This window comes from Franconibacter helveticus LMG 23732 (genome assembly GCF_000463115.2).
In the GTDB taxonomy this organism is placed as follows: Bacteria; Pseudomonadota; Gammaproteobacteria; order Enterobacterales; family Enterobacteriaceae; genus Franconibacter; species Franconibacter helveticus.
On record NZ_AWFX01000042.1, the window covers coordinates 353831 to 377155 of the forward strand.

General features: G+C 57.4%; 24 protein-coding genes. 11 read left to right on the forward strand and 13 right to left on the reverse strand.

The window, feature by feature from the left end; translation table 11 throughout:
• Window positions 1-33 precede the first annotated feature (33 nt).
• The 4 genes from xdhC to guaD are packed head-to-tail and all read right to left on the reverse strand — an operon-like array spanning window position 34 to window position 5914.
• Window positions 34-807 carry a xanthine dehydrogenase accessory protein XdhC gene (gene xdhC, locus DW56_RS11920; RefSeq protein WP_024554281.1) on the reverse strand — a complete coding sequence of 258 codons (774 nt, stop codon included), beginning with the start codon at window positions 805-807 and terminating at the stop codon, window positions 34-36.
• A complete protein-coding gene (gene xdhB / locus DW56_RS11925; RefSeq protein ID WP_024554280.1) occupies window positions 797-3160 on the reverse strand; it encodes a xanthine dehydrogenase molybdopterin binding subunit in 2364 nt (787 codons plus the stop codon). Before xdhB ends, xdhC begins: the two co-directional genes overlap by 11 nt.
• Window positions 3150-4586: a xanthine dehydrogenase small subunit gene (gene xdhA / locus DW56_RS11930; RefSeq protein ID WP_024554279.1), complete on the reverse strand. Its 1437-nt coding sequence runs from the start codon at window positions 4584-4586 to the stop codon at window positions 3150-3152. The genes xdhB and xdhA overlap by 11 nt, the downstream gene beginning before the upstream one ends.
• On the reverse strand, window positions 4583-5914 hold the full coding sequence (gene guaD, locus DW56_RS11935) for a guanine deaminase (protein ID WP_024562108.1): 1332 nt from the start codon (window positions 5912-5914) through the stop codon (window positions 4583-4585). The genes xdhA and guaD overlap by 4 nt, the downstream gene beginning before the upstream one ends.
• A gap of 353 nt (window positions 5915-6267) precedes the next feature.
• Between guaD and ydfG the strand changes: the two genes are divergently transcribed.
• From ydfG to ydfZ, 3 genes are all read left to right on the forward strand, one after another.
• Window positions 6268-7017 carry a bifunctional NADP-dependent 3-hydroxy acid dehydrogenase/3-hydroxypropionate dehydrogenase YdfG gene (gene ydfG, locus DW56_RS11940; RefSeq protein ID WP_024552554.1) on the forward strand — a complete coding sequence of 250 codons (750 nt, stop codon included), beginning with the start codon at window positions 6268-6270 and terminating at the stop codon, window positions 7015-7017.
• A 95-nt stretch (window positions 7018-7112) separates the two neighbouring features.
• Window positions 7113-7799 (forward strand): GntR family transcriptional regulator, encoded by a 687-nt coding sequence (locus tag DW56_RS11945; protein ID WP_024552555.1) that lies wholly within the window; start codon window positions 7113-7115, stop codon window positions 7797-7799.
• Window positions 7800-7921: 122 nt separating this feature from the next.
• On the forward strand, window positions 7922-8125 hold the full coding sequence (gene ydfZ / locus DW56_RS11950; protein ID WP_024552556.1) for a putative selenium delivery protein YdfZ: 204 nt from the start codon (window positions 7922-7924) through the stop codon (window positions 8123-8125).
• Window positions 8126-8162: 37 nt separating this feature from the next.
• On the opposite strand, the gene DW56_RS11955 is transcribed toward ydfZ, so the two are convergent.
• The 4 genes from DW56_RS11955 to DW56_RS11970 all read right to left on the reverse strand — a co-directional run bounded on the left by DW56_RS11955 (window position 8163) and on the right by DW56_RS11970 (window position 12939).
• Entirely contained in the window at window positions 8163-9629 is a 1467-nt protein-coding gene (locus DW56_RS11955; protein ID WP_024552557.1) for a mannitol dehydrogenase family protein, read from the reverse strand.
• 219 nt (window positions 9630-9848) lie between these two features.
• Window positions 9849-11180: an MFS transporter gene (locus tag DW56_RS11960; protein ID WP_024552558.1), complete on the reverse strand. Its 1332-nt coding sequence runs from the start codon at window positions 11178-11180 to the stop codon at window positions 9849-9851.
• A 54-nt stretch (window positions 11181-11234) separates the two neighbouring features.
• Window positions 11235-12449: a D-mannonate dehydratase ManD gene (manD, locus tag DW56_RS11965; RefSeq protein WP_024552559.1), complete on the reverse strand. Its 1215-nt coding sequence runs from the start codon at window positions 12447-12449 to the stop codon at window positions 11235-11237.
• Between the two features lie 163 nt (window positions 12450-12612).
• Window positions 12613-12939, reverse strand: a complete 327-nt coding sequence (locus tag DW56_RS11970) for a YnfA family protein (protein WP_024552560.1) — start codon at window positions 12937-12939, stop codon at window positions 12613-12615.
• Between the two features lie 120 nt (window positions 12940-13059).
• On the opposite strand from DW56_RS11970, the gene DW56_RS11975 reads away from it, so the two are divergent.
• Together DW56_RS11975 and speG are read left to right on the forward strand one after the other, a co-directional pair.
• On the forward strand, window positions 13060-13395 hold the full coding sequence (locus DW56_RS11975; protein WP_024552561.1) for a DUF1283 family protein: 336 nt from the start codon (window positions 13060-13062) through the stop codon (window positions 13393-13395).
• Between the two features lie 60 nt (window positions 13396-13455).
• Window positions 13456-14013: a spermidine N1-acetyltransferase gene (gene speG, locus DW56_RS11980; protein ID WP_024554626.1), complete on the forward strand. Its 558-nt coding sequence runs from the start codon at window positions 13456-13458 to the stop codon at window positions 14011-14013.
• 60 nt (window positions 14014-14073) lie between these two features.
• Here speG and DW56_RS11985 read toward each other — a convergent pair whose 3' ends face one another.
• Window positions 14074-14793, reverse strand: coding sequence for a YnfC family lipoprotein (locus DW56_RS11985; protein WP_029697399.1), 720 nt, complete (start codon window positions 14791-14793; stop codon window positions 14074-14076).
• A gap of 90 nt (window positions 14794-14883) precedes the next feature.
• Here DW56_RS11985 and DW56_RS11990 point away from each other — a divergent pair, with 90 nt between their 5' ends.
• Complete coding sequence (locus tag DW56_RS11990) at window positions 14884-15186, forward strand: DUF1161 domain-containing protein (protein ID WP_024554624.1); 303 nt, start codon at window positions 14884-14886, stop codon at window positions 15184-15186.
• A 116-nt stretch (window positions 15187-15302) separates the two neighbouring features.
• Window positions 15303-15914: a Tat proofreading chaperone DmsD gene (gene dmsD / locus DW56_RS11995; RefSeq protein ID WP_024554623.1), complete on the forward strand. Its 612-nt coding sequence runs from the start codon at window positions 15303-15305 to the stop codon at window positions 15912-15914.
• Between the two features lie 71 nt (window positions 15915-15985).
• Here dmsD and DW56_RS12000 read toward each other — a convergent pair whose 3' ends face one another.
• Entirely contained in the window at window positions 15986-16321 is a 336-nt protein-coding gene (locus tag DW56_RS12000) for a GlpM family protein (RefSeq protein WP_024554622.1), read from the reverse strand.
• A 401-nt stretch (window positions 16322-16722) separates the two neighbouring features.
• Here DW56_RS12000 and DW56_RS12005 point away from each other — a divergent pair, with 401 nt between their 5' ends.
• The 4 genes from DW56_RS12005 to osmV are packed head-to-tail and all read left to right on the forward strand — an operon-like array spanning window position 16723 to window position 20155.
• Window positions 16723-17436: an ABC transporter permease gene (locus DW56_RS12005; protein ID WP_024554621.1), complete on the forward strand. Its 714-nt coding sequence runs from the start codon at window positions 16723-16725 to the stop codon at window positions 17434-17436.
• 17 nt (window positions 17437-17453) lie between these two features.
• Window positions 17454-18353: a glycine betaine ABC transporter substrate-binding protein gene (locus DW56_RS12010; protein ID WP_024554620.1), complete on the forward strand. Its 900-nt coding sequence runs from the start codon at window positions 17454-17456 to the stop codon at window positions 18351-18353.
• A 9-nt stretch (window positions 18354-18362) separates the two neighbouring features.
• Window positions 18363-19010, forward strand: coding sequence for an osmoprotectant ABC transporter permease OsmW (gene osmW, locus DW56_RS12015; RefSeq protein WP_024554619.1), 648 nt, complete (start codon window positions 18363-18365; stop codon window positions 19008-19010).
• On the forward strand, window positions 19010-20155 hold the full coding sequence (osmV, locus tag DW56_RS12020; protein WP_024554618.1) for an osmoprotectant ABC transporter ATP-binding protein OsmV: 1146 nt from the start codon (window positions 19010-19012) through the stop codon (window positions 20153-20155). Before osmW ends, osmV begins: the two co-directional genes overlap by 1 nt.
• 61 nt (window positions 20156-20216) lie before the next feature.
• Here osmV and bioD read toward each other — a convergent pair whose 3' ends face one another.
• The 3 genes from bioD to DW56_RS12035 all read right to left on the reverse strand — a co-directional run bounded on the left by bioD (window position 20217) and on the right by DW56_RS12035 (window position 23274).
• Window positions 20217-20906 carry a dethiobiotin synthase gene (gene bioD / locus DW56_RS12025; RefSeq protein ID WP_024554617.1) on the reverse strand — a complete coding sequence of 230 codons (690 nt, stop codon included), beginning with the start codon at window positions 20904-20906 and terminating at the stop codon, window positions 20217-20219.
• Between the two features lie 123 nt (window positions 20907-21029).
• Window positions 21030-22247 (reverse strand): sugar metabolism global transcriptional regulator Mlc, encoded by a 1218-nt coding sequence (gene mlc, locus DW56_RS12030; RefSeq protein WP_024554616.1) that lies wholly within the window; start codon window positions 22245-22247, stop codon window positions 21030-21032.
• A 127-nt stretch (window positions 22248-22374) separates the two neighbouring features.
• On the reverse strand, window positions 22375-23274 hold the full coding sequence (locus DW56_RS12035) for a LysR family transcriptional regulator (protein WP_024554615.1): 900 nt from the start codon (window positions 23272-23274) through the stop codon (window positions 22375-22377).
• Between the last annotated feature and the right edge of the window lie 51 nt (window positions 23275-23325).

The window sequence follows — 23325 nt, forward strand, 5'->3', positions numbered from 1 at the left end:
TCACTCCCGTTTATGCAGTGAGATTTAGCTAGCTTATGCATCCCCCTGATAAACAGCAATGATTTCTCCGGCGATAGCGACGGCTATCTCCGCAGGCAGCTTGCCTTTTACATCCGGCAACCCGGCCGGGCAACGCAGGCGGGCAAGCTGCGCCTCGCTAATGCCCTTGCCGCTAAGACGGTAATCAAAACGCTGGCGCTTGGTCTGCGAGCCAATAAGCCCGACATATTTCGCATCCCCGCGCCGGAGTATGGCTTCGGTCAGCTCCAGGTCGCGCGGGTGGGAATGGGTCATCACAACGAAAAAGGCGCCTGGCGCACTTTGCGCTACGGCGTCAAGCGGCTCTTCAGCATGTTGAGTGACGACGCCCGCGGGCACATCGCTAAATTCGCCCTCCCTTTCATCCACCCAGGTTATGCGTAAAGGCAGCGTGGAAAGCAGATTGACCAGCGCGCGGCCCACGTGGCCTGCGCCAAAAACAACCACCTCGGGCTGCGGGCGCAGCAGCGGTTCGAACAGCGCGGTGAGCATGCCGCCGCAGCATTGCCCCGCCCTGGCGCCAAGCTGAAAAGGCTCGCTGCGCGGGCGCGTTTCACGCTGCGCCAGCATGTCGCGGGCAATCTGGATGCATTGATGCTCCAGGTTGCCGCCGCCAATAGTGAGAAACGTCTCCCGCGCAGTGACCACCATTTTGGTGCCGCTGGCGCGCGGCACCGATCCTTTCTCCTCAAGCAGCGTCAGCAGAATGCACGGCTCTCTTTTATCCCGCAGCGCCGTTAAAACGGCCAGCCAGTCGTCAAAGTGCATCATGCCCTTCCTTCTTTTGCGCCTGCACAGCCAGAAAAACCCGCTCCGGCGTGGCGGGGGTATTCATATCACCAAGTATGTTGTAACTACTGACGCTGGAAATCGCGTCCTGTAAGGCGCACCAGACGGAAATGCCCAGCATAAACGGCGGCTCGCCCACCGCTTTTGAGCGATAAACCGTCTCCTGCGCGTTGGCGGCGTTCTTCAGCAGCTCAACGTTCAGCACCGGGGGAACATCGCTGATGGCCGGAATTTTGTAGCTCATCGGGCTGTCGGTCACCAGCCTGCCAGCGCTGTCCCAGACCAGCTCTTCTGTGGTGAGCCAGCCTGCGCCCTGGACAAATCCCCCCTCGATTTGTCCAGTGTCGATAGCCGGATTCAGCGAGTTGCCTGCATCATGCAGGATATCGGTGCGCAACAGCCGGTACTCGCCGGTCAGGGTGTCGATCAGCACTTCGGAACAGGCGGCGCCGTAAGAGAAGTAATAAAACGGCTCGCCGCGCCCCGCTTCCCGGTCATAGTGAATGCCTGGCACCTTGTAAAAGCCGGTGGCGGAGAGCGGCACCTGGTTAAGCCAGGCGAGGTTCGCTACGTCTGCGAAGCTGAAATAACGTCCCGCCGCGCACACTACGCCATTGTTGAAACTGACCGCCTGCGGCTCACATTTGTGCAGGCGACAGAGCATCTCCACCAGCCGGGTTTTCAGGGTTTGCGCGGCAATCTCCGCCGCCTTGCCGTTGAGATCGGCGCCCGACGAGGCTGCCGTCGGCGACGTATTAGGCACTTTTCCGGTGCTGGTCGCGGTTACCTGGATCTTCTCAAGCGGCAATTGCAATACGTCCGCCACCACCTGCGCCACTTTGGTGTTTAACCCCTGGCCCATCTCGGTGCCGCCGTGGTTGAGCTGTACCGTGCCGTCGGTATAGATAAGGATCAGCGCGCCAGCCTGGTTAAGAAAGCTTGAGGTAAACGAGATGCCGAACTTAACCGGCGTAAGCGCCAGGCCGCGTTTCAGCACGGGGTTTTGCGCGTTGAACGCCCCGATCTTTTCCCGGCGAGCGGCATAGTCAGCGGAGCGCATAAGCTGGTCAGTGATAGTCTGCAACAGATTTTGCCGCACCTTCTGGCCGTAATGGGTCACGTCACGCCCTTCGGCGTAATAGTTGCGCAGCCTTACTGTCAGCGGGTCGAGGCGCAGTTCTCGGGCAATGCGCTCCATTATCTGTTCAATCGCCACCATGCCCTGCGGCCCGCCGAAGCCGCGATAAGCGGTATTGGACGCCAGATGGGTTTTGCAGCGGTAGCCGGTTATCCGCGCATCGCCCAGGTAATAGGCGTTGTCGGCATGAAACATCGCCCGGTCGCAGATAGAGCCGGAAAGATCGAGCGAATAGCCGCAGTTGGCGGCAAGATCGATTTTGACGCCGTGCAACACCCCTTCGTCGGTAAAGCCCACGTCATAGCGAACAAAAAACGGATGGCGCTTGCCGGTGATGCGCATGTCGTCGCGGCGGGCGAGACGCAGCTTCGCGGGTCTGCCGGTTAAGGCTGCCGCCAGCGCCGCGTGGCAGGCGATCCCCGCCGCCTGGGTCTCTTTGCCGCCGAAGCCGCCGCCCATGCGCCGCATATCAACCGTGACTTTGTTCATGGTCACGCCCAGCACCGACGCCACCAGCTTTTGCACTTCCGTTGGGTGCTGGGTAGAAGAAAAGACCTGCACGGCGTTGTCTTCACCCGGCAGCGCCATGGCTATCTGCCCCTCCAGATAAAAATGCTCCTGTCCGCCGATGTGAAACTGCCCTTGCAGGCGGCGCGGCGCCGTTTTCAGCGCCCCGTCGACATCGCCGCGCTGCTGCACATGGGGCGCTTCCACGTAACTTTCCCGCGCCAGCGCCGTTTCGACATCCAGCACCGCGTCCAGCGGTTCGTACTCAATGACCGCCGCCTGCGCCGCTGCTCTTGCCGCCTGTGGCGTTTCAGCGGCGACCATTAATACTACTTGTCCATGATATTCCACCTTATGCCGGGCGAATAACGGGTCGCCTGGGGCAAGCGGGCCGATATCCAGCTCCCCCGGCACATCCTGCCAGCTAAACACGCGCGTTACGCCCGCAATGGCGTAGCAGGCTGAGGTATCCACACGCACTATGCGCGCATGCGCATGCTGGCTCAGCACAGGACAAAGATGCAGCAGCCCAGGCGGCGCCAGCTTATCGTCAATAAACTCCGCCTGGCCGGCGACCTGTTTATCTGCGCTCTCATGTTTGCGGCTGCGCCCGGCCCGGCCCGCGAGTTCGCGCCGAAACTGCTCCAGCAAAGCCTGTTCTGAAAGTTTTACGGGATTAGTGGACATAGTCGAAAACCTCCAGCGGGGCGGATTGGGTTTGTTGCAGGTAATAGCGTTTAAGCAGGTTCTGCGCGACGGCCAGACGGTAGGCGCCGCTGCCGCGAAAATCAGTTAATGGCTGGAAATCCAGACTCAGCGCGCGCCCGGCGGCCTCTATCGTCGCATCGGTGAAAGGTTGCCCGATGAGCGCCTGTTCGGCATGGGTTGCGCGGGCAGGCACCGCCGCCATGCCGCCAAAGGCAAGGCTTGCGGCGGCGATCACCCCCTCTTTCACAGCAATATTGAACGCCGCCGAGACGGTGGAAATATCATCTTCATGCCGTTTCGCCACCTTCCACGCGGAAAACGAAGGTGACACTGTCACCAGCGGAATGATGATAGCTTCAATAAATTCGCCGGGTTGTAGCGCGGTTTTGCGATAGCTCAGAAAGAACTGGTCCAGCGGCAGGTGGCGCGTGGTTTCGCCGCAGCGCAACGCCAGCGTGGCATTCAGCGCCAGCAACAGCGGCGCGCTGTCGCCGATGGGCGAGGCATTCGCGAGATTGCCGCCAGGCGTGCCCAGATTGCGGATCTGCTGCGAGGCGAAACGCTCAAGCATCCGGCTGAAAGCGGGAATAACCGACTCAAGCCGCTCGCCGCAGGCGCTAAGGCTGGCCGCCGCGCCGATGCGCAGCGTCTCGTCAGTGACCTCGATGCGCCTGAGGGCCTCCACCCCGCCCAGAGAGATCAGCAGCGGCAGCGTCTGGTGCTGCTGGGTGATGGCGAGAGCCAGATCGGTGCCGCCCGCCAGCAGCCGCGCCTGGGGATGCTGCGCATAGAGCGCCGCCAGTTCGTCCAGGGTTTGCGGCATTAAAACACGGTTACGCTGGTTCAGCCCGGCGGCGGCGTGCGAAGCTAATTCCTCCAGGCGTACAACGGTTTGCGCTTCATGCTCTGTGAAGCTGTCGGCTTCATTTTGCTCACAGGCGCGCTGCGCCGCCTCGACAATCGGTCGGTAGCCGGTGCAGCGGCAAAGGTTGCCGCCAAGATGCCGCTCTACCGTACGGCGATCGGCTTCTGCGGCCGATTTTTGCAGCGCGAAAGCCGACATCACAAAGCCCGGCGTGCAGAAGCCGCACTGCGAGGCGTGATTATCCGCAAAGTGCTGCTGCACCGGATGCAGCACGCCGTTGTGAGCCAGATCTTCCACCGTCAGCAACTGCTTGCCATGGAGCTGGCTCACCAGCAGCAGGCAGCTGTTGGCGGTTTCATAACGCATTCGTCCTGCCTCCACGCGGCCAAGCACGACGGTGCAGGCGCCGCAGTCGCCCGAGGCGCAGCCCTCTTTGGTGCCTGTGCGCCGGGCGGTTTCACGCAGCCAGCTCAGCACCGTGGTGTTCGGGTCGGTCTCTTCCAGGGCGATCAACGTCTGGTTTTGCAGAAAACGGATCATGCCGCCACCTCCAGCGCGTCGCGCTGCCAGACGCATTTACCGTTCACCCAGGTGCGCCAGATGTTGCGATCGTCGCCAAGCGTCATCAGCACAAAGAGCTTTTCGTAAATGTCCCGGCTGTTGTTGAAGCGCAGCGTCTGTAACGGCGTGACTGCCGGGTCCAGCACCACGAAATCCGCCTCTTTGCCCGGCTGGAAGTTGCCGATCTGCTTATCCAGATCCAGCGCGTGCGCGCCGCCGAGCGTGGCGTGATAAAACGCTTCGCTGGCGCAAAGCTTATAGCTTTGCAGTTGCGCCACTTTGTACGCCTCGCCGAGCGTTTGCAGCATGCTGAATGTCGTGCCTGCTCCCACATCGGTGCCAATGCCCATGCGCACCCGCTTGTGCCGGCACGCCTGCAAACGAAACAGCCCGCTGCCTAAAAAGAGGTTGGAGGTAGGACAAAAGGCCACGGAAGAGTCGGTCTTATGCAAACATTCCCACTCCTGCTCCTGAAGATGAATGGCGTGAGCAAAAACGCTGCGTTTCCCGGTGAGCCGGTAATGATGATAAACATCCAGGTAGGTTTCATGTTCCGGCCACAGCGCCCGCACCCAGGCGACTTCATCCAGGTTTTCACTTAAATGCGTATGCACCCAGGTATCGGGGTACGCTTCGCGAAGCTTTTGTACAGCGGCTAACAGCGCGGGCGAGGAGGTAGGGGCAAATCGCGGCGTTAGCGCATACCCCAGCCTGCCGTGATTGTGCCAGCGGTCGATAAGCGCGCGCGTCTGCTGCTCGCTTTGCTCTACGCTTTCGGTGAGATAGTCCGGCGCGTTGCGATCCATCATCACCTTCCCGGCGATAAGGCGCATTTCCAGCTGCTGCGCCGCGCTGAACAGGGCATCAACCGATTGCGGATGCACAGTGCCGAACACCAGCGCGGTTGTCGTGCCGTTTGCCAGCAACTGGTTCAAAAAGAATGCCGACATGCGCGCGGCGTGATCGGGGCTGTGGTACTGCCCTTCCACCGGAAAGGTGTAGTTTTCAAGCCATGTCAGCAACTGCTCGCCATAGGCGCCAATCATCTCGGTTTGCGGATAGTGGATATGGCTGTCGACAAACCCGGGCACGATGAGCTTGCCGCGGTAATCCTGGTAGTCATTCTCATGGCGAAGCTGAGCGCATCCCTCTTCCCAGGGCACCAGGCTGACGATACGCCCGCCATCAAGAAACAGCAGTCCGTCTTCCAGGCTGCGGGCGCGTTGCGCAATCTCTTCAGCGCTATCCGCTACGTCGCTGATATCAAAAAAATGGCCGCGAATGGCCGTAGTCCATGTTGTCGCCATGGCGATTCCTCATCATGCGCGCTGAGCGCGCTTTGCAGGTGATGTGATGAAGAAGCTTTGCAAAGACGATGCCAGTTTATACTTTTTAATTTCACCTTTAATTACAATAAGTTATATGAAAATGTTACTTGTTGCGCAACAAAAGCCCGCGGTAACGGCCTAGCAAACGGTTGCGAAAGAAAGCAACCGATTTCGATTTAACATTCCCGCAGATCGCTGCACCATTACCCTGCGCTTTAACGGCTCATTTGCACCAACAAGACGCAAACCGGCGCTACCACAATCTTCCTTGACCGGGAGCGGAATGCGCGTGCTAAGGTAATACGACACAAAAAGCGTTGAGGAACAGCAAGATGATTATTCTGGTTACCGGTGCGACGGCAGGTTTTGGCGAATGCATTACCCGTCGGTTTATTCAAAATGGTCATAAAGTTATCGCCACGGGGCGCCGCCAGGAGCGCCTTCAGGAACTGAAAGAAGAGCTTGGCGATAACCTCTATACCGCGCAGCTTGATGTTCGCAACCGCGCCGCCATTAAAGAGATGCTGGGCAGCCTGCCCCTTGAATGGCGTGAAATCGACGTGCTGGTTAACAATGCCGGCCTGGCGCTCGGTCTGGAGCCTGCCCACAAGGCGAGCGTGGAAGACTGGGAGACAATGATCGACACCAATAATAAAGGGCTTGTCTATATGACCCGCGCCGTGCTGCCAGGCATGGTGGAACGCAACCGCGGCCATATTATTAACCTCGGCTCAACCGCAGGCAGCTGGCCTTACGCGGGCGGTAACGTTTATGGCGCGACGAAAGCGTTTGTGCGTCAGTTCAGCCTGAACCTGCGCACCGACCTGCACGGCACGGCGGTGCGTGTGACCGATATCGAGCCGGGCCTGGTGGGCGGCACAGAGTTCTCGAACGTGCGCTTTAAGGGCGACGATGATAAAGCGGGTAAAACCTACGAAAACACCAACGCGCTGACGCCGGAAGATGTGACCGAAGCGGTGTGGTGGGTCGCTACCCTGCCGTCGCACGTGAACATTAATACGCTGGAGATGATGCCGGTCAGCCAGACTTACGCCGGCCTTAGCGTTCATCGCAAATCCTGATTTTGCCTTCCTGCCCGGCCGCGCTGGCCGGGTATGGGCGGGGTAACAAAAAAATGGTAGATTGAACCGTTACCCGCTGATAAAAGTAAAAATCGATGGCTGCTGAAACCCCGCTCAACCCGACTCAACCGGTGAACCAACAGATTTATCGCATTCTGCGACGCGATATTGTCCACTGCCTTATTCCCCCTGGTACGCCGCTGTCTGAAAAAGAGGTTTCGGTACGCTTTGATGTCTCGCGCCAGCCGGTGCGTGAAGCCTTTATCAAGCTTGCGGAAAACGGCCTGATCCAGATTCGCCCCCAGCGCGGCAGTTTTGTTAACAAGATTTCACTGGCGCAGGTGCGCAACGGCTGCTTTGTCCGCCAGGCCATTGAACGCGCCGTGGTTCAGCGGGCCGCAACGATGATCACCGACGCCGATCTTTATCAGCTTGAACAAAACCTTAACCAGCAGCGCACCGCCATCGATCGTAAACAGCTTAACGACTTCTTCCAGCTCGACGATGAGTTCCACCAGAAACTCGCCCGGATGGCGGATTGCCAGCTCGCCTGGGATACGGTGGAAAACATTAAAGCGACCATCGACCGCGTGCGCTATATGAGTCTTGACCACGTCTCGCCGCCGGAAATGCTGCTGCGCCAGCATGCCGATATTTTTCATGCGCTGGAAAAACGCGATCCGCAGGCCGCGGACGACGCCATGCGCGTGCATTTGCAGGAAATTAGCGAGTCGGTACAGTTGATTCGCCAGGAAAACCGCGACTGGTTCAGCGAAGAGTAAACCGCGCGTGATATTCATCACACAAATACGTTGATTTTGATCGAGATTAACGTTTTTCGTCGTCCGCTTTTTAAAATGGGGCTCGTCTGAATTGCTGACTTTCATTCAGAGGAGAAACCACCATGATGACATACGATCGTAACCGCAACCCTATCACCACTGGCAGCCGCGTTATGGTAAGCGGTACTGGCCAAACCGGCGTCATTACCGCCATTCACAGCGAAGGCCTGAATGCCGAACAGGTACGGCGTGGCAAAACGGTTGAAGTGGAAGGGTGTGAGGGGAAATTCGAACCCGTTGAGCTGATTCGTCTCGGTTTACATTAATGTGGTGAATGCCGCCCGGGGGCGGCATTTTACGGTTTCAGCCGCGCGGCTGCGCATACTGCGCCACTGTCGCCTTCGCCCCTTTCGCCAGCAGCAGCTTGTAAGCTTCCGTCACCTGCGCCACAAAATCGGCCTCTTTCGCCAGGTCTTCGCCAAAAATCGCTTTCAGCCCCAGCAGCGCTTTAACCCGCGCATCGCCCTCTTCGCTGGCGCGCACCGCGTGTTGAATAGAGTCAAGCAGCGGGTCGCAAACTTCGATCGCAGCGCCCTGCTCGTCCACGCCGCCCACATAGCGCATCCAGCCCGCCACGCCCAGCGTGAGCAGCTCATAACGGCTGCCGTTCGCCCGGTGCCAGCGAATGGCGTCCAGCCAGCGCTGCGGCAGCTTCTGACTGCCGTCCATCGCGATTTGCCAGGTGCGGTGGCGCAGCGCCGGGTTGCTGTAACGCTCAATAAGCAGGTTCGCATAATTCGCCAGATCGACGCCCTGCACTTTTAACGTCGGCGCCTGCTCATTCAGCATCAGCGCATGCGCAGCGCGGCGGAAATGCGCATCTTCCATACAGTCGTTGATGTGTTGATAACCGGCCAGGTAGCCGAGATAGGCCAGGAACGAGTGGCTGCCGTTAAGCATACGCAGCTTCATCTCTTCAAACGGCACGACATCTTTTACCAGCTCTGCGCCCGCCTTTTCCCATTCCGGGCGGCCCGCGACAAAATTATCTTCGATAACCCACTGGCGGAACGGCTCACAGGCGACGCCTGCCGGGTCGCGCACGCCGGTGATGCGCTCGATTTTATCCAGCGTTTCCGCCGTCACCGCCGGAACGATACGGTCTACCATCGTCGACGGAAAAGTCACGTTTTGCTCAATCCACTGCGCTAACTCTGCGTCCAGCGCCCGGGCATAAGCCAGAACGACATTGCGGGTGACATGGCCGTTTTCCGGCATGTTATCGCAGGACATCACGCTGAAGGCGTTAAGCCCTGCCGCTTTACGCTTCGCCAGCGCCGCAACAATAACACCCGGCGCCGATTTCGGCTGATGCGGGTTTTGCAGGTCAGCGACGATAAACGGGTTATCCAGCGCCAGTTCGCCCGTTGCCGGCGAGTGGCAATAGCCTTTTTCAGTGATGGTCAGTGAGACAATCGCCACCTGCGGCTGACACAGCGCATCCATGACGCGCTCAAATCCGTCGACCTGCGCATGGAGCGCTTCTTTTACGACGCCCACTACGCGGGCGCGCCATGCCTCTGCCGACATCTCCGCCACGGTGTAAAGGCGATCCTGACGGTTCAGGTCGTCAATCTGCTGTTCGCCGCCAATCAGATTGATTTCGCAGTAACCCCAGTCGCTATTGTGTTCGGCGGCAAGAATATCGGCGTACACGCCCTGGTGCGCGCGGTGAAATGCGCCAAAGCCCAGGTGAACGATGCGGGTAGTTAAGCGGTTGCGGTTATAGGCAGGCAGAATGGCTTTTGCCGTTAAGAGACTCTTTTCCATTTTATGATCCAGGGTGAATGAAAAGACCGGGTCAGATTACATCTTGTATGGTTGTAGACTTTGACTTGTATTAATCTTTGCCCGATTGGTACAACATCATTGACAGGTTGTGTGACAGCTTTTACATGACGTGTTGGTTTAACGGGCGAGCCATGTCTGGCTGGCTGCCGGGATGCGGGCGCACCCCGGCAGCGGATGACGGCGCGGTTGACGGCCCGCTTAGTGTCCCCAGCCCTGGTATTCGCCATGGCGCCGCTTCGGTGCGGTTTCCGGCATGGTGAGCAAGCCAATGACGGAGATAATGCCCAGCACAATCACATAGGACGCCATGCCGTAGTAATGCCCACCGGTCATTTGCAGGATTTTAACCGCCATCAGGCCCAGCACCCCGCTGCCCACCAGCGAGCCGATTTGCCAGATAAGCGCAATGCCGCTACAGCGAATATGGGTCGGGAAGAGTTCAGGAAAGTAAGACGCTTGCGGCGCATAACACATGCTATGCCCAAGCGTAATAACGACAATCATCGCGATTTGCGTCAGCCAGTAAATATCCTGATTAATAGCCATAAAGAAAGGAATGATGGCGATGACCTGAAGCAGCGCGCCAGCAATATAAACAGGCTTGCGCCCTATTCTGTCGCTTAACGCGCCCATCGCCGGAATAGCGATAATTTCCAGCAGGACCGCAACGATCATGCTGTCCATTAAAATCGTGGCGTCCAGGTTATTTGCTTTGCCGTAAGCCAGCACGATAACGGTAAACATGGCGAACGTGCAGGCTTCAATTAATTTTGCGCAGACGCCTTTAACCACAATACCGGGATAATTACGGATGACTTCAATAACCGGTCGCGATTCTGCTGCTTTGGTTTCTCTTATCTGGGCAAAGACGGGGGATTCATCAATGCGCAGCCGAATAAACAACCCAACGATCACCAGCAGCGCGCTGAGTAAAAACGGTATGCGCCAGCCGTAATCCATCATGGCCTCTGGCGAGAGAAAACTGTTCAACAAGGCGAACAGCGCCATGGGTAAAAGAAAGCCTGCCGGCGCGCCAATCTGCACCCAGCTTGAAAAGAAGCCGCGCCGCTCCGGCATGGAGTATTCGGCCGTCATGAGCACCGCGCCCGCCTGCTCGCCGCCTACGCCAAACCCCTGTAATACCCTGATTAAAATTAATAATACGGGCGCCCAGATGCCGATCTTTTCATACGTTGGCAACAGGCCGATACAGAATGTGCCCAGCCCGACGATCAGGATCGTAATAACCAGCGCTTTTTTACGCCCGACCTTATCGCCAATATGACCAAAAACGATCCCGCCCAGAGGACGGGCTAAAAAACCGACCGCATAAGTGGCGAATGCGGCGAGCGTGCTAATAAGCGGATCGCTGCTCGGGAAAAAGAGATGGCCAAAAAAGAGCACGGCCGCGGTGCCATAGGCGAAAAAATCATAATATTCCGCGGCAGTGCCTATGGCAGAGGCAGAAGCTACCCGCTTTATTATTGGGGTGTTATCAACATTATTCTTAATATCTGTTGTGCTAACCATAATGTTCTACCTGTGTCAGATTCAAAATGATGTCAGGATGTAGGGTTTATTGGTTTACCAGTTCCACAGCGTACCGTCTTCAAGACGGGCGACCGGTAAATAAGCCGGATCGTAGGGGTATTTCGCCGCCAGCTTTTCATCAAATTCGATGCCCAGTCCCGGCTTTTCGCCCGGATGCATATAACCGTTGTCAAAGCGCCAGCTGTGCGGGAAAACTTCCAGCATCTGTTCCGAATACCCCATATATTCCTGCACGCCGAAATTAGGCACCCAGAGGTCGAAATGGAGCGCGGCGGCGTGGCAGATGGGCGACAAATCTGACGGCCCGTGGGAGCCGGTGCGAACCTGATAGAGCGAGGCGAAATCCGCGATGCGGCGCATGCCGGTAATACCGCCCGCGTGCGTTATGGTGGTGCGGATATAATCGATAAGCTGCTCTTCAATCAGCTGCTTGCAATCCCAGATACTGTTAAACACCTCTCCCACCGCAATTGGCGTGACGGTGTGCTGACGAATAAGGCGAAAGCAGGCTTGGTTTTCCGCAGGCGTCGGATCTTCCATCCAGAACAGGCGATAGTCTTCAATGCTTTTGCCAAAGCGCGCGGCCTCAATGGGCGTCAGGCGGTGATGCATGTCGTGCAGCAAATGTTCGTGATAACCGAACTTGTTACGCACCGCGTCAAAAAGTTTTGGCGTGAAATCGAGGTATTTCTCCGTAGACCACAGCTGCTCTTCCGGCCATTCGCCTTTGGTGGCGGGTTCATAAGCCTGCCCCTTGCCTTTCGCCATACCGTAAGTGGTTTTCATTCCCGGTACGCCGCACTGCACGCGAATCGCTTTAAAGCCCATCTCTTTATGGCGCGCGTAGTCGTCAAGCACTTCATCAATGCTGTGGCCGGTGGTGTGGCAGTACACCATCACCCCTTCGCGCGAAGCGCCGCCAAGCAGCTGGTAAAGCGGCATACCGGCGGCTTTGGCTTTGATATCCCACAGCGCCATGTCGATGGCGGAAATGGCCGACATGGTTACCGGGCCGCGGCGCCAGTAAGCGCCTTTGTAAAAGAACTGCCAGATATCCTCAATGCGCTGCGCATCGCGCCCGACCAGTTGCGGGCAGAGATGGTCGCGCAGGTAGCTCGCCACAGAGAGCTCACGCCCGTTGAGGGTGGCGTCGCCAAGCCCGGTCAGGCCCTCTTCCGTGGTGATTTTAAGGGTAACGAAGTTTCGGCCCGGACAGGTGACAAAGACTTCCGCTTTGCTGATTCTCATGAACACATCCTTCTCTTTTTTCGTATTCAGTACATTTCTGAATGCATAGTAATCAACTGACCTAACTACCATACAAGTTGAACAAGCAAAAAAATGCGCCCCGGCTCACAAAGTAAAAAGGCGGGCTGGCGGTCATGCCGTTAACGGCTGCGGGGAGTTATTCTCAGGCGCGCCCCCAGCCCGCCACGATAATCAGCATGCCGCAGAGTGCCACGCCTGCGCCCAGCCAGTCATACAGGCTGAGCTTTACGCCATCCACCACCCGCAACCACAGCAGCGCCGTCATGACATAAACGCCGCCGTAAGCCGCATAAACGCGCCCGCTTGCTACCGGATGCAGCGTCAGCAGCCAGACAAACAGGGCAAGCGACAGCGCCGCGGGCACCAGAAGCAGCGGCGTACCGTTTTTTTTCAGCCACAGCCAGGGCAAAAAACAGCCCACGATTTCAGCAAGCGCAGTGGCGAAAAAAAGCAGCGTCGTTTTGATCATATTGAGGTCCATCGTGGATAATTAGAGCATCGTCGTGCGCTGTGCGCGCTAAAAAGGCGGTGATATAGTAAAGCCTGTCGGTTAACCGGCAAGTGTTGCTTCACATTAAAGGAAATCGCAATGAAAACTCTCCTTCGCCACACCCTGCTGATGGCGCTGGTCGCTGGCGCATTCAGCCTGGCGTTACCGGCGCAGGCGGAAACCAGCAAGCTGATTATCGAGTCCGGTGACAGCGCGCAAAGCCGCCAGAATGCCGCGATGGACAAAGAGCAATGGAATGACACCCGTTCTTTACGCCATAAAGTGAATACCCGCGCCGAAAAAGAGTGGGATAAAGCCGATGTCGCTTTCGACAGCCGCGATAAGTGCGAACAGAGCGCCAACCTTAACGCCTACTGGGAGCCGAACACGCTGCGCTGTCTTGACCGCCGCACCGGCCGCGTCGTCGCGCCCTAATCCGCTCCTTCCAAAGGCTTCCGCGCCGGAAGCCTTTTTCTTCGCTACAAAGGATTTGTCATGTCTGAACTGACTGTAAAACTGCGCCCGCTTGAGCGCGAAGATCTTCGTTTCGTCCACCAGCTTGATAACAACGCCAGCGTTATGCGCTACTGGTTTGAAGAGCCGTATGAAGCGTTTGTCGAGCTTTCTGACCTGTATGACAAACATATCCACGATCAGAGCGAAAGACGTTTTGTTGTGGAATGCAACGGCGAGAAAGCGGGCCTGGTAGAACTTGTTGAGATTAACCATGTGCATCGCCGCGCTGAGTTCCAGATAATTATCTCGCCCGATCACCAGGGCCGGGGGCTGGCGTCGCGCGCCGCGAAGCTTGCCATGGATTACGGTTTCACGGTGCTTAATCTCTACAAGCTCTATTTAATCGTCGATAAAGAAAACGAGAAAGCGATTCATATTTATCGCAAGCTGGGTTTTCAGGTTGAAGGCGAGCTTATCGACGAGTTCTTTATCAACGGCGAATACCGCACCACCATCCGCATGTGTATCTTCCAGCATCAGTATCTGGCGGAGCATAAAACCCCTGGCAGCAGCCTGCTTAAACCCACCGCGCAGTAAAGGCGGCGTTATTGCGGCGGGTAGCCTGTTGCTGCCTGCCTGCACGCAGAGCCAGCCGTATCAATAATAATCAATGGTGTTTTTGATGGTGTAATTGTGATGCACCGGCGGGCTGGCGCTCTCGTCCGTTATCTCCAGCTTGCAGCTCACCGGGTTGAAATGCCTGTCGTAATCGCAACTTTGCTTCACGCGCCCCAGGGTTTTATCGTTAAGGGTGCTGACCGCCGTGTAATCCAGCTTTTTGCGATTGTCGGCAACGGTGGCGAGCACGGTCATTTTCGTCTGGCCCGCCACCGTGACTTTACCCAACGGATAGCCTTCGGCGTCGTAGCGATAATCTATCGTCGCGTCTTTGCCCCGCGCTTTAACAACAAAACCGCTGTCGTTGGTGTCGTAGGTAATCCCTGCCGCAGGCAGTTCCGCCAGCTGGCATTTGCCCTGTAATTTCACCCGTTTCTCCTGCGAAGCGGCATCCAGATAAAAATTCGCGTTCAGCACCAGCGCGGCGCCGGAGTTATCTTCCAGATTATGAAATTCCAGCGTATCAAAACAGCCTTCCTCAGAGACCGTGCCGGTTATCCTTTTCGCTACCTCGCCTTTTTCATTCATCAGCGTCTGGCTGAAATCTTTCACCGGGCCGCGCAGCGGGTCGAAATCAAATTCATTAGAAAAGCTCGCCATCTCTGGAGTAAAGGCTTGCGGGGCGGATGCGCCGTCGCAGCCTGCCAGCAGCCAGAGGGCTGGGAGCGTCATCAGGGCTTTTTTCACGCGAATGTCCATAGGTCCTTAGTGTTACATACATGTTAATACAAGGATTTACGTTCTGTCTGCTATCCTTAGTTTATCTGTTCAGGAGAAAAGGAACGTAATATGAAACGCCCTGTACTGGTCAGCACTTTTCTGCTTCTCGCCGCCGTGCCTGCGCTGGCGCAGCAAAATTCCTGCGAACGTGTGCGGGATGAGATCCAGCAGCGTATTCTTAACAACGGCGTGCCGGAGTCGGGCTTTACGCTTTCCATCGTACCCAACGATCAGGCGGATAAGCCGGACGCCCAGGTGGTCGGACACTGCGCTAATGATACGCAAAAGATCCTTTATACGCGCACCAGCAGCGCTAATGCCTCTTCCGCTTCAGACTCCGCGCAGGATGGCTCGCACAGCGAACCGCAATAATCCGCCACGGGCGCATAAGCGCCCTTTTTACTGCGCCTTCTTTGACCGCTGATAACGCCTCATCCGACGAAAACGGTATTCTTCTTTCCCTTACGCTGCCTTAAGGGACTTTAAAATTGACCAGTAAGCTAAACGACATCGCCCTTTGCGCGCGCGTGCTCGGCGCGCTTTTTTACTATTCTCCATGCGCGCCGGAAGCCGCGCCGCTTGTTAAGGCGCTTCGCGAGGAAGCGTGGCGCGGCCAGTGGCCGCAAACCCTGCCTGTAGATGAACAAACCCAGGCCGGGTTTCGCGAGCCGGATGGCGAAGAGACGCTGGAGCAGGCCTGGCAGCGGCTGTTCATTGGGCCGTGGGCGCTTCCCGCGCCGCCCTGGGGTTCGGTCTGGCTCGATCGTGAAAGCGTATTATTTGGCGATTCCACGCTGGCGCTGCGCCAGTGGATGCGCGACAACGCCATTACCCTTGAAACGTCCGCCAGCGAGCCGGAAGATCATATCGGCATGCTGTTGCTGATGGCCGCGTGGCTTGCGGAATCGGGCAAAGCGTGCGCGCTTGAGCAACTGCTGGCGTGGCATCTGCTGCCCTGGGCCGATCGTTTCCTGGAGGTGTTCACTGAAAACGCCGGGCACCCTTTTTACGTTTCGCTGGGCAGATTAACCCGCCAGACGCTGGCTTACTGGCGCGAACAGTTAGTGATGCCCGTGGCGCAAAAGCAGCTTTATCGCTGAACGCATGGCGGGCGGCGGACCGGCACGCTAAACGATGCCGGATAAACGCCACCCGCCGTTTTCGCTGCGCATCAATGAAAGCGCGTCCAGAGCGCTATTAATACCCAGGCGCTAAGGCACCAGAGCGCGACGGCAGCGCCCAGCGCCAGCGGCACCCGCATCATTGCGCTGAAAACCCACAGCGAAGCCAGATAGACAAAATAGGGAATAATCGACCACATACCGAAAATCACCGTCGCGCGCAGCGCCTCAACCCCGCGCTCGGTCACGACAATGTAATGCGCTATAAGCGCGAAGGTAGGAAAGAGCGGAATCAATCCGGCGATATAGTAATTTTTCGTTTTCGCCAGTATGCCGATAAGCACGACCACCGCCGCGCCCAGCACCGCTTTTATTAATAATCCCATGCCCTGTTTCCCGGCCCGAATTGGTAAGAGAAATGAAACTACCATATTCGGCGTCCGCCAGGAAAACGAAAGCCTTTCCAGAGGGTTGCTTCATTCGCCCGTCAATCTGTCTCCTGTACATTTATTCCGCAACTTTATCATCGCTTATCTAAACGATTTTTTTGTCGTTGTTACGGTGTCACTTTAGGAAAACGTTTTTAAGATAATTCTCCCTGCGGGTAAATAAGCGAGACGGCGTAAGGCATAACCTTTATTCCCATAAAGAATATGCGCCTGGACCGCTCCCGCTCTGACTGGAATCCTTCCCGCCCCGTTGCTATAGCACTTTACACCGTCGTGAAACACGGCATAACAACAGGCAACGTTCACTTTGCCATAAATAAGCCTTTAGGGAGCGCGCCATGCAAACGGCTTCACTTGCTAAACGTACGGTTCTCGCTGTTGCGGGGCTACTTATCGCTGTTGGATTACTGGTCTGGGGCATTGGTCCGGAGGTGATTAAAACCCGCCAGGAAGATCTGTTTTATCTGGGTAAACAGCATCTGCTACTGGTCTTTAGTTCTATGGCGCTCGCGCTGCTGGTGGGTATTCCAAGCGGGATTGCGCTAAGCCGGCCTGCGGCACGCCGCTCTGCGGAATATGTGATGCAAATTTTTAACGTCGGCAATACCCTGCCGCCGCTGGCTGTGCTGGCGCTGGCGATGGTGGTTATCGGCATCGGCGAAAAGCCCGCTATCGTCGCGCTGTTCCTGGCCTCGCTGCTGCCCATCGTGCGCAATACCTACGCGGGGCTTTGCGCCGTACCCGGGTCGCTCATTGAGGCGGCCAACGGCATCGGCATGACAAAGCGCCAGCGTCTGCTGCAAGTCGAGTTGCCTAATGCCTGGCCGGTGATCCTTTCCGGCGTGCGCATCGCCACCGCCATTAACGTCGGCACCGCCCCGCTCGCCTTTCTTATTGGCGCAAGCAGCTACGGCGAACTTATCTTTCCAGGCATCTACCTGAACGATTTCCCGACGCTTATCCTCGGCGCGGCGGCCACCGCCCTGTTCGCCCTGATTCTGGATATGGCGCTGGCCGCGCTGGGCCGCCTGCTCAGCCCGCACACCGCCTGATAATAAGGAGCGTTAAGATGAAATTCCCCCGTTTGTGCGCCCTGCTGGCGGCCACCATGCTCTTTAGCAGCGCGGCGTCCGCCCGTCCGCTGGTGCTGGCGACAAAAAGCTTTACCGAACAGCACATTCTTTCCGCCATGACGGTGCAATACCTGCAAAAGAAAGGTTTTCAGGTTGAACCGCAAACCAACATCGCAACGGTGATTTCCCGCAACGCGATGATCAACAAACAGGTCGACATGACCTGGGAATACACCGGCACCTCGCTGATTATCTTCAACCGCATTAAAGAGCGAATGACGCCGGAGCAATCTTACGCGACCGTGAAAAAGCTCGATGCGAAGCTTGGCCTGGTCTGGCTTAAGCCCGCGGCGATGAACAACACCTACGCGTTTGCCATGCAACGCAAACGCGCCGAGGCGGAGCATATCGCCACCCTGTCTCAGCTGGTGGAAAAAATTGAGCACATTCGTAAGACCGACCCGGACAATAACTGGCGTGTGGCGCTGGATCTTGAATTCGCCGGGCGCAGCGACGGCATGAAGCCGTTACAACAGGTTTACAACATGCCGCTGGACCGCCCGCAGATCCGCCAGATGGATCCGGGTCTGGTCTATAACGCCATTCGCGACGGCTTCGTGGATGCGGGTCTGGTTTACGCAACCGACGGGCGTGTTAAAGGGTTCGACCTGAAAGTGCTGGAGGATGATAAAGGCTTTTTCCCAAGCTACGCCGTCACCCCTGTGGTGCGCCAGGATACGCTTGCTGAAAACCCGGGGCTTGAGGAGGCGCTTAACACCCTTTCCGGCCTGCTGGACAACGACACCATCACCACGCTCAATGCGAAGGTGGATATTGACCACCAGACGCCGCAGCAGGTCGCCCGCGACTTTCTGCGCAGCAAAGGTCTGCTTTAAGGAGAGCCGATGGATACGATTCACTACATGATTGATAACGCCGGCTACCTTGGCGCGCTGACGCTGCAACACCTGTGGCTGGTGCTGCTGGCGGTGGGTCTCGCTATTGTCACCGGCGTGCCGCTCGGCATTTTAATTGTCCGCTATAAGTGGCTGGCGACCCCGGTGCTGGGGCTCGCCACGCTGGTGCTGACGATTCCTTCCATCGCCCTGTTCGGGTTGATGATCCCGCTCTTTTCGATGATAGGCCAGGGCATTGGCGCTCTGCCCGCCATTACCGCCGTCTTTCTTTATTCTCTGCTGCCGATTGTGCGCAACACCCATACCGCGCTCGACAGCCTGCCGCCAGGGCTGCGGGAAGCGGGCCGGGGCATCGGCATGACCTTCTGGCAACGCCTGCGCTGGGTGGAGATCCCGATGGCGCTGCCGGTGATTTTCGGCGGTATTCGCACCGCCGTGGTAATGAATATCGGGGTAATGGCCATCGCCGCCGTGATTGGCGCAGGCGGTCTGGGCCTGCTGCTGCTCAACGGCATTGGCGGCAGCGATATCCGCATGTTGATTGCCGGAGCTTTAATGATTTGTCTGCTGGCGATTGTGCTCGACTGGTTACTGCACCGCCTGCAAGTAATGCTTACGCCTAAGGGGATTCGATAATGATAAAACTGGAAAACCTCACCAAACAGTTTACGCAGAAGAACGGACAGACCGTCAACGCGGTCGACCACGTTAACCTGAACGTACCTGAAGGCGAAATGTGCGTGCTGCTCGGCCCTTCCGGCTGTGGCAAAACCACCACGCTGAAAATGATTAACCGCCTGATTGCGCCCACCAGCGGCAAAATTCTTATCAACGGCGAAGATACTACTGGTCTGGATACCGTGACGCTGCGCCGCAACATCGGCTACGTCATCCAGCAGATTGGCCTCTTCCCGAACATGACGATAGAAGAGAACATCACTGTGGTGCCGCGCATGCTGGGCTGGGACAAGGTGAAATGCAAGGAACGCGCCACCGAGCTGATGTCGATGGTGGCGATGGATCCGAAGCGCTTTCTCAACCGTTACCCGCGCGAAATGTCCGGCGGCCAGCAGCAGCGCATCGGGGTGATCCGCGCGCTGGCGGCGGATCCGCCGGTGCTGCTGATGGATGAGCCTTTCGGCGCGGTCGACCCGATCAACCGCGAGGTGATCCAGAACCAGTTTCTGGAGATGCAGCGCCAGCTGAAAAAAACCGTCATGCTGGTCAGCCACGATATTGACGAAGCGCTGAAGCTTGGCGACCGCATCGCGGTATTCCGCCAGGGGCGTATCGTCCAGTGCGCCAGCCCCGATGAACTGCTGGCGAAGCCGGCGGATGAGTTTGTCGGCTCTTTTGTCGGCCAGGACCGCACGCTTAAGCGCCTGCTGCTGGTGCAGGCGGGCGATGTCACCGAGGCGCAGCCGACCATCACCGTGCGCCGCTCCACTTCACTTGCCGAAGCCTTCGCGCTGATGGATGACAATGACATGCGCTCGGTTACGGTGGTGGATGAAAACGAAAAACCGCTGGGCTTCGTGAAACGCCGCGAGGCGCGCGGCGCGACAGGCGAATGCGCCGACCTGCTGCATCCGTTTCGCGTCACCGGCAAGGCCGAGGACAACCTGCGCGTGGTGCTTTCTAAACTTTATGAGCACAACACCGTCTGGATGCCGATTGTTGATGAAGAAGGCCGTTACAGCGGGGAGATCTCGCAGGACTATATCGCCGACTATTTAAGCTCCGGCCGTACCCGCCGGGCGCTCAATATTACCGGCGCGTGATTGGCCTGCGTAAAAAAACGCCTCCCACGGGAGGCGTTTTGCTTTACGCGTCGGGCCAGTCTCACACCGCTTTCGCGCAAGCCTCCAGGCCCAGCGCGGAGATATCGACATACTGGCTCAGCTCGCGCTGCTCGGCGCGCGGCAGATAAGGCAGTTCGCCCACCAGCGGCCCGGGTAATTTTTTGCTCAGCACATCGATGATTTCCGCGTAATGCGCAAGCCCCGGGTTGATGCGGTTCGCCACCCAGCCGATGAGCGGCAACCCGTCGCTGGTAATGGCCTGCGCAGTGAGTAACGCATGGTTGATGCACCCTTCCTGAATGCCCACCACCATCAGCACGGGCAGTTGTTCCTGCACTACCCATTCCGAAAGCGGGCGCAAATCGTTCATCAGGCTGCGCCAGCCGCCGGTGCCTTCCACCACCACGTGGTCAGCCTGAATCGCCAGGCGCGCCAGGCCGTCGGAGAGCAAGGTGTAATTAATAGGGCAGCTGTGCGCCACGCTGCTTTCGTCTTCACTCAGGGCGATGGGGTTGATGGCGTGATAAGGGAGATCGAGGGTTGAGACGCTTTGCAACACCAGGGCATCCCGGTTGCGTAATCCTTCTGGCGTCTCTTTGCTGCTTTTAGCGACAGGCTTAAACCCCACCACGCTTTTACCACTGGCGGCCAGGGCCTGTAGCAGCGCGCGCGAAACCACCGTCTTCCCGACAGAGGTATCCGTACCGGTTATAAAGAAACGCTTAAGCATCACTGACTCCACGGTTATGCTCAGATAAATACAAACGAGAATAATTTAGCGGTGAAAGTGTAAAATAAGACGGTTGGCCTCAGATTGAGATAGCGCAATTTTTGGTGGATGAGGTAAAAATTGTTACCCCTGGAGAAGGCGAATTAATAACGAACCGTTATACATCGCATCTTTCACCAGCGCGGCGCCCGCCATGGTGCCCCGGTTAGAGAACTGCGTGCTTTCCACCGCGATACGATTACTGTAAGCAGGCAGCGCCTGCTGGCGAATGCAGTCGGCGATGGCGGGGAAAAGGATCTCCGCTGCGCGGTTGAGCGGCGAGCCTATCAGGATTTTCTGCGGGTTAAACAGGTTAACCATAATGGCCAGAATGCGGCCGACATTGGTGCCGACGCCAAGAATGATGTCGCGCGCCAGCAAATCGCCGCGCAGCGCTGCGTCGCACAGCGATTCCACCGAAAGCGGCTGCCCGTGCAGCATGGAGCCCATCGACTGGTTCATCCTCTGCTGCGCCAGCTCCAGCACGCTGTCAATGCTGGCGATGGTTTCAAGGCAACCATGATTGCCGCAGTAGCAACGCTTACCGAACGGGTCGACCTGCGTGTGGCCGATCTCCACCAGCGAACTGCTGCCCGCGTGCAGCAAGCGGCCGTCGGTAATCACGCCCGCCCCCACGTTGTGGTCGATAACCACCTGAATAACATCCCGCGCGCCGCGGGAAGCGCCAAAAAGCGCCTCCGCCATGGTCCAGGCGCTGATGTCGTGTTGAATAAAAACCGGCACGCCGGTGTGGTTTTCCAGCGCTTCGCCAAGCGGCATATCCGTGATGTCGTAAAAAGGCATTTGCCGCACCAGACCGCTCTCCGTATCAATGATGCCCGGCAGCGTAATGGCGATGGCGGTAAGGCGCTCCAGCTTCTGCTGATGACGAATAAAAAAGGTGTCGACATGTTCGATAATGCGCTCAAGCAGCGGTTTTTCCGCCACGATAGCCAGGTCAAGCTGCTCTTCCACCACCAGCTTGCTGCTTAAATCACGCAGCGCGAGGTTGATCTCCCCACGGTTGATACGAACAGAAAGGTAGTGCCAGGCTTCGGTTTCCACCGCCAGCCCCACAGCCGGACGCCCGCGGCTGCCCGGCTCCTGGATCTCCGTCTCCTGCACCAGATGCGCTTCGAGCATTTCACGAACGATTTTTGTGATGCTGGCGGGCGCGAGTTGCGCGAGGCGAGAAAGGTCGATACGTGACACCGGGCCGAGCTGATCGATCAGACGATAAACCGCACCTGCATTCGTTTGTTTTATTTGATCAATATGCCCCGGCTGGCTGTCAGCAACCACGTCTTGCTTCCTTATTTTCACGCTGCGAAATAAACCTTCGGCTATGGTGAAGCACTTCTACAGCTATCGTCAAATATTTCACCAGGCTTGTGATTTACCGCACATTTTTACACGCTGTAACGCGGCGTTAACGCGCTAACGCCGCTTCGCTGACCAGCGCGATAAACCGCTCGCTGGCGGCGCTGCGTTCATGGTGCTTCGACCAGACCAGCCACATTTCCGAAACGGCGTCCGGCTCCTCAATCGCCACCCAGCGCATCTCCTCCAGCCGCACCCGCTGGAACGAAGCAGGCAGAATAGACACGCCAAGCCCCGCCGCCACCAGCCCGATGATGGTCATCGCCTCGCCCACTTCCTGGGTTATCTGCGCTTTTACGCCGTGACGGTGCAGCAGGCCGATGATGTCGTCATAAAGCCCGGTCCCGACGTGCGGGTCGAAAAAAACAAAGGGTTCATCTGCAAGCTCCCGTAGGGAAAGCCGCTCGCGGGCGGCCAGCGGATGGTCGCAATGCAGCATCGCCATCAGCGGCTCGCGCAAAATCAGCCGCCACTCCAGCGTTTCCGGCAACGGCGTGTTGCGCATCAGGCCGATATCCAGCGTCCCTTCATTAAGCGGCATTATTTGCGCCCGGGTGTTAATTTCCAGCGTTTGCAGATGAACGTCCGGATACCGCTTGCGAAACAGCGAAAGGCTGTCGGATATGGCGCGAATAAACGGCGCGGAAGAGGTAAAGCCGATGCGCAGTTCGCCCGTTTCGCCCGCATGCAGCCTCGCGGCGCGCACGGCGGCGGCGTCCACCTGGCTTAAGATTTGTCGGCTGTCGGCAAGAAATTGCCGCCCTGCCGCCGTCAGGCTGACGCTCCGGTTAGTGCGCGCCAGCAATCTCGCGCCGATTTGTGCCTCCAGCAGCTGAATTTGCTGGCTTAAAGGGGGCTGGGAGATATTAAGACGGGCGGCGGCGCGACCAAAATGCAGCTCTTCGGCCACGGCGATGAAATAGCGCAAATGACGCAGTTCGACATTCATATGTTTAAAGTATCATTTAAGATTATTAATATATTAGACAGAAGAATGGCA

What these genes read in the sequence shown, in the direction of transcription:
- xdhC (WP_024554281.1), bottom strand. Translation starts at nt 807, where the DNA reads ATGCACTTTGACGACTGGCTGGCCGTTTTAACGGCGCTGCGGGATAAA.
- xdhB (WP_024554280.1), bottom strand. Translation starts at nt 3,160, where the DNA reads ATGTCCACTAATCCCGTAAAACTTTCAGAACAGGCTTTGCTGGAGCAG.
- xdhA (WP_024554279.1), bottom strand. Translation starts at nt 4,586, where the DNA reads ATGATCCGTTTTCTGCAAAACCAGACGTTGATCGCCCTGGAAGAGACC.
- guaD (WP_024562108.1), bottom strand. Translation starts at nt 5,914, where the DNA reads ATGGCGACAACATGGACTACGGCCATTCGCGGCCATTTTTTTGATATC.
- ydfG (WP_024552554.1), top strand. Translation starts at nt 6,268, where the DNA reads ATGATTATTCTGGTTACCGGTGCGACGGCAGGTTTTGGCGAATGCATT.
- DW56_RS11945 (WP_024552555.1), top strand. Translation starts at nt 7,113, where the DNA reads ATGGCTGCTGAAACCCCGCTCAACCCGACTCAACCGGTGAACCAACAG.
- ydfZ (WP_024552556.1), top strand. Translation starts at nt 7,922, where the DNA reads ATGATGACATACGATCGTAACCGCAACCCTATCACCACTGGCAGCCGC.
- DW56_RS11955 (WP_024552557.1), bottom strand. Translation starts at nt 9,629, where the DNA reads ATGGAAAAGAGTCTCTTAACGGCAAAAGCCATTCTGCCTGCCTATAAC.
- DW56_RS11960 (WP_024552558.1), bottom strand. Translation starts at nt 11,180, where the DNA reads ATGGTTAGCACAACAGATATTAAGAATAATGTTGATAACACCCCAATA.
- manD (WP_024552559.1), bottom strand. Translation starts at nt 12,449, where the DNA reads ATGAGAATCAGCAAAGCGGAAGTCTTTGTCACCTGTCCGGGCCGAAAC.
- DW56_RS11970 (WP_024552560.1), bottom strand. Translation starts at nt 12,939, where the DNA reads ATGATCAAAACGACGCTGCTTTTTTTCGCCACTGCGCTTGCTGAAATC.
- DW56_RS11975 (WP_024552561.1), top strand. Translation starts at nt 13,060, where the DNA reads ATGAAAACTCTCCTTCGCCACACCCTGCTGATGGCGCTGGTCGCTGGC.
- speG (WP_024554626.1), top strand. Translation starts at nt 13,456, where the DNA reads ATGTCTGAACTGACTGTAAAACTGCGCCCGCTTGAGCGCGAAGATCTT.
- DW56_RS11985 (WP_029697399.1), bottom strand. Translation starts at nt 14,793, where the DNA reads ATGGACATTCGCGTGAAAAAAGCCCTGATGACGCTCCCAGCCCTCTGG.
- DW56_RS11990 (WP_024554624.1), top strand. Translation starts at nt 14,884, where the DNA reads ATGAAACGCCCTGTACTGGTCAGCACTTTTCTGCTTCTCGCCGCCGTG.
- DW56_RS12000 (WP_024554622.1), bottom strand. Translation starts at nt 16,321, where the DNA reads ATGGGATTATTAATAAAAGCGGTGCTGGGCGCGGCGGTGGTCGTGCTT.
- DW56_RS12005 (WP_024554621.1), top strand. Translation starts at nt 16,723, where the DNA reads ATGCAAACGGCTTCACTTGCTAAACGTACGGTTCTCGCTGTTGCGGGG.
- DW56_RS12010 (WP_024554620.1), top strand. Translation starts at nt 17,454, where the DNA reads ATGAAATTCCCCCGTTTGTGCGCCCTGCTGGCGGCCACCATGCTCTTT.
- osmW (WP_024554619.1), top strand. Translation starts at nt 18,363, where the DNA reads ATGGATACGATTCACTACATGATTGATAACGCCGGCTACCTTGGCGCG.
- osmV (WP_024554618.1), top strand. Translation starts at nt 19,010, where the DNA reads ATGATAAAACTGGAAAACCTCACCAAACAGTTTACGCAGAAGAACGGA.
- bioD (WP_024554617.1), bottom strand. Translation starts at nt 20,906, where the DNA reads ATGCTTAAGCGTTTCTTTATAACCGGTACGGATACCTCTGTCGGGAAG.
- DW56_RS12035 (WP_024554615.1), bottom strand. Translation starts at nt 23,274, where the DNA reads ATGAATGTCGAACTGCGTCATTTGCGCTATTTCATCGCCGTGGCCGAA.